Origin of the sequence: Mesorhizobium sp. M5C.F.Ca.IN.020.29.1.1 (genome assembly GCF_003997375.1) — a bacterium.
Classification (GTDB): domain Bacteria; phylum Pseudomonadota; class Alphaproteobacteria; order Rhizobiales; family Rhizobiaceae; genus Mesorhizobium; species Mesorhizobium wenxiniae.
Map to the genome: position 1 here is coordinate 1 of NZ_RZSW01000558.1, position 4003 is coordinate 4003.

Sequence of the window (4003 nt, forward strand, 5' to 3'; positions counted from 1 at the left end):
ATATTGACTACGGATTGGAATTATTATTTCATATTACCGGCGCCACGCTGCCGCTCGCGCGTGTACCCCAAGACAACAAGGCTGATGGGAGGTTCGAATGGGCGAAGCCATGGACGCGAAACATGCGCCGCTCGACGTCATCACCATTGGCCGCGCCTCGGTCGATCTCTATGGCCAGCAGATCGGCTCGCGCTTGGAGGACATCACCTCCTTTGCCAAGTCGGTCGGCGGCTGTCCGGCCAACATTTCGGTCGGCACGGCGAGGCTCGGCCTGCGCTCGGCGCTGCTCACTCGCGTCGGCGACGAGCAGATGGGCCGCTTCATCCGCGAGCAGCTGACGCGCGAAGGGGTTTCGGTCGACGGCCTCAAGACCGACCCGGACCGGCTGACCGCGCTGGTGCTGCTGTCGGTCGAGGACGAAGGCGTCTCGCCGATGATCTTCTATCGCAGCGACTGCGCCGACATGGCGCTGGCGGAGGAGGACATCGACGAAGCGTTCATCGCCTCGGCGCGCGCCATCGTCGTCACGGGCACGCATTTTTCGCGGCCCAACAGCGATGCCGCCCAGCGCAAGGCGATCCGCGCCATCAAGGCCAATGGCGGCAAGGTGGTGTTCGACATCGACTACCGCCCCAATCTCTGGGGCCTTGCCGGCCATGCCGAAGGGTTCGAGCGCTACGTGAAATCCGACCGGGTCTCCGCCCGGCTGAAGACGGTGCTGCCCGACTGCGACCTGATCGTCGGCACCGAAGAAGAGATCATGATCGCCTCCGGCACTGACGATTGCCTCAGCGCGTTGAAGACGATCCGCTCGCTGTCCAAGGCCACTATCGTGCTGAAGCGCGGCGCCATGGGCTGCATCGTCTATGACGGGCCGATCAGCGATGATCTCGAAGACGGCATTGTCGGCAAGGGTTTTCCGATCGAGGTCTATAATGTGCTCGGCGCCGGCGATGCCTTCATGTCGGGCTTCCTGCGCGGCTGGCTCGGCGAGGAAAGCCTAGCGACGGCGGCGACCTGGGCCAATGCCTGCGGCGCTTTCGCCGTGTCGCGGCTGCTCTGCGCGCCGGAATACCCGACCTTCGAGGAATTGCAGTTCTTCCTGAAGAACGGCAGCAGGCATCTGGCGTTGCGCAAGGACGAGGCGATCAACCATATCCATTGGGCGACGACGCGCCGGCGCGTCATTCCCTCGCTGATGGCGCTGGCCTGCGATCACCGTATCCAGCTTGACGATGTCGCCGCGAAAGCCGGCGCCGATCCGTCGCGCATCCATGATTTCAAGGTGCTGACGGTCAAGGCGGCGGCAAAGGTCGCCGCCGGCCGCGCCGGATACGGCATGCTGCTCGACGAGAAATACGGCCGCGAGGCGATGTTCGAATTTGCCCGCCATTCCTTCGCCTGGCTCGGCCGGCCGGTCGAGCTGCCGGGATCGCGGCCGCTTCGTTTTGAATTCTCGCAGGACATCGGCTCGCAATTGATCGAGTGGCCGGTCGACCATTGCATCAAATGCCTGTGCTTCTATCACCCCGACGACCCGGAGCCGCTGAAGACCGAGCAGCAGCAGAAGCTCAAAAGCCTGTTCGAGGCCGCGCGGAAAGTGGGAAGAGAACTTCTCATCGAGATCATCGCCGGCAAGCACGGCGAGCTCGACGACACGACGATCCCGCGCGCGCTGGAGGAACTCTATGCGCTCGATATCAAGCCCGACTGGTGGAAGCTCGAACCGCAGACTTCGGCCGGGGCTTGGGCAAAGATCGAGGCGGTGATCCTGAAGAACGATCCGTGGTGCCGTGGGGTTGTGCTGCTCGGCCTCGAAGCGCCGCAGGACGAGCTGGAAGCGGCCTTCGCTGCCACCGCCAAAGCGCCCATCGTCAAGGGCTTCGCCGTCGGACGCACCATCTTCATCAACGCGGCCGAACAGTGGTTTGCGGGCAAGATGTCGGACGACGAGGCAGTGGCCGACATGGCGTCGCGCTTCGAGAGACTAACCGAGGCATGGCTTGCCGCGCGCGGCCGCAAAGCAGCATAAGAAGGCGCGGCATTGGGACTGCGGAGGAAAACAAGATGACCAAGACAATCCGCCTGACGATGGCGCAGGCGCTGACCCGCTTTCTTGCCCGCCAGATGACCGAGATCGACGGCAAAAAAATGCCGATCTTCGGCGGGGCCTGGGCGATCTTCGGCCATGGCAATGTCGCCGGTGTCGGCGAGGCGCTCTACCAGGTGCGTGACGAATTGCTGACCTTCCGCGCCCACAACGAACAGGCGATGGCGCATGCGGCGATCGCCTACGCCAAGGCCAATTTCCGTCGCCGCTTCATGGCCACGACAAGTTCGATCGGCCCCGGCGCGCTCAACATGGTGACGGCGGCAGCACTTGCGCATGTAAACAGGTTGCCTGTCCTGTTTCTGCCCGGCGATGTCTTCGCCAATCGCATCCCCGACCCTGTCCTGCAGCAGGCCGAGAATTTCTCCGACGGCACGGCGACGGTCAATGACTGCTTTAAGCCCGTGTCGCGCTATTTCGACCGCATCACCCGGCCCGAGCAGATCATCCCGGCGCTCAATCGCGCCATGCAGGTGCTGACCGATCCGGCCGAATGCGGACCGGTGACGCTGGCGCTCTGCCAGGACGTGCAGGCCGAAGCCTATGACTACCCCGAGAGCCTCTTTGCCGAACGGGTCTGGAACCAGCGCCGGCCGCGTCCGGACCGTAGGGAATTGGCGGCCGCGGTGGCGGCGCTGAAGGAGGCAAGAAAGCCGTTAGTGATTGCCGGCGGCGGCGTGCTTTATTCGCAGGCTTCCGGCGAATTGGCGAAGCTGGTGCAAGGCGCCGGCATCCCGGTCTGCGAGACGCAGGGCGGTAAATCCTCGCTGCCGGACGATCATCCGCTCAACATGGCGGCGGTCGGCGTCACCGGCACTTCGGCGGCCAACCGGCTGGCTGAAGAAGCCGACGTCGTGCTTGCCGTCGGCACCAGGCTGCAGGATTTCACCACCGGCTCGTGGGCGCTGTTCAAGAATTCCGGCAAGACCATCATCGGGCTGAACGTCCAGCCTTTCGATGCGGGAAAACACCAGGCGCTGCCGCTGGTCGCCGATGCGGCGGAAGGGCTCGCCGAGCTTGACGCGGCGCTGAACGGCTGGAAGGCGCCGGCTGCCTGGACCGACAATGCGGCCAGGGGCAAGAAGGACTGGCAGGCCGATGCAGACAAGGTGACGGCGTCGACCAATGCCGCCTACCCGTCCGACGCGCAAGTGATCGGCGCCGTGCAGCGCGCCATGGGCTCCGGCGTGATATTGCTTCATGCCGCCGGCGGCCTGCCCGGCGAGTTACACAAGCTCTGGCAGGCGGGCGCGCCCGGCTCCTACCACGCCGAATACGGCTTCTCGACCATGGGCTACGAGATCGCTGGCGGGCTCGGCGCCAAAATGGCGAAGCCCGACGAGGAGGTCGTCGTGATGATCGGCGACGGCTCCTATCTGATGCTCAATTCCGAGATCGCGACCTCGGTCATGCTCGGCCTCAAGCTGACCATCGTGCTGCTCGATAACAGAGGCTATGGCTGCATCAACCGGCTGCAGATGGCGACCGGCGGCGCCAACTTCAACAATCTGCTGAAGGACGCACGCCATGAGATATTGCCCGACATCGACTTCGCGGCGCATGCGGTAAGCCTCGGCGCCATCGCTGAGAAGGTTTCCTCGGTCGCCGGGCTGGAAACGGCGCTGGCGCAAGCGAAGAAGAATACAAGGACCACAGTGCTGGTCATCGACACCGATCCGCTAGTTTCGACCGAAGCCGGTGGAAGCTGGTGGGACGTTGCCGTGCCGGAAGTCTCGACACGGCCGCAAGTGAATGCGGCGCGCAGAGCCTATGATGAAAAGCGGCAGATGCAGAAGATTGGAGATTGATGTCGGCGCTGCCAAGCCCCTATCTCCCCCTTGTGGGGAGGTCGGACCGAAGGTCCGGGTGGGGGTCGGGCGCCGCACCCCCACC

Annotated in this window: 2 protein-coding genes; both read left to right on the plus strand. The window is 64.2% G+C overall.

Going from position 1 to position 4003, the window contains the following annotated elements; genetic code table 11:
- Positions 1-97: 97 nt before the first annotated feature.
- Complete coding sequence (gene iolC, locus EOA85_RS29520) at positions 98-2032, plus strand: 5-dehydro-2-deoxygluconokinase (protein WP_127212106.1); 1935 nt, start codon at positions 98-100, stop codon at positions 2030-2032.
- Positions 2033-2067: 35 nt separating this feature from the next.
- Positions 2068-3918, plus strand: coding sequence for a 3D-(3,5/4)-trihydroxycyclohexane-1,2-dione acylhydrolase (decyclizing) (gene iolD, locus EOA85_RS29525; protein WP_127212107.1), 1851 nt, complete (start codon positions 2068-2070; stop codon positions 3916-3918).
- Positions 3919-4003: the final 85 nt, after the last annotated feature.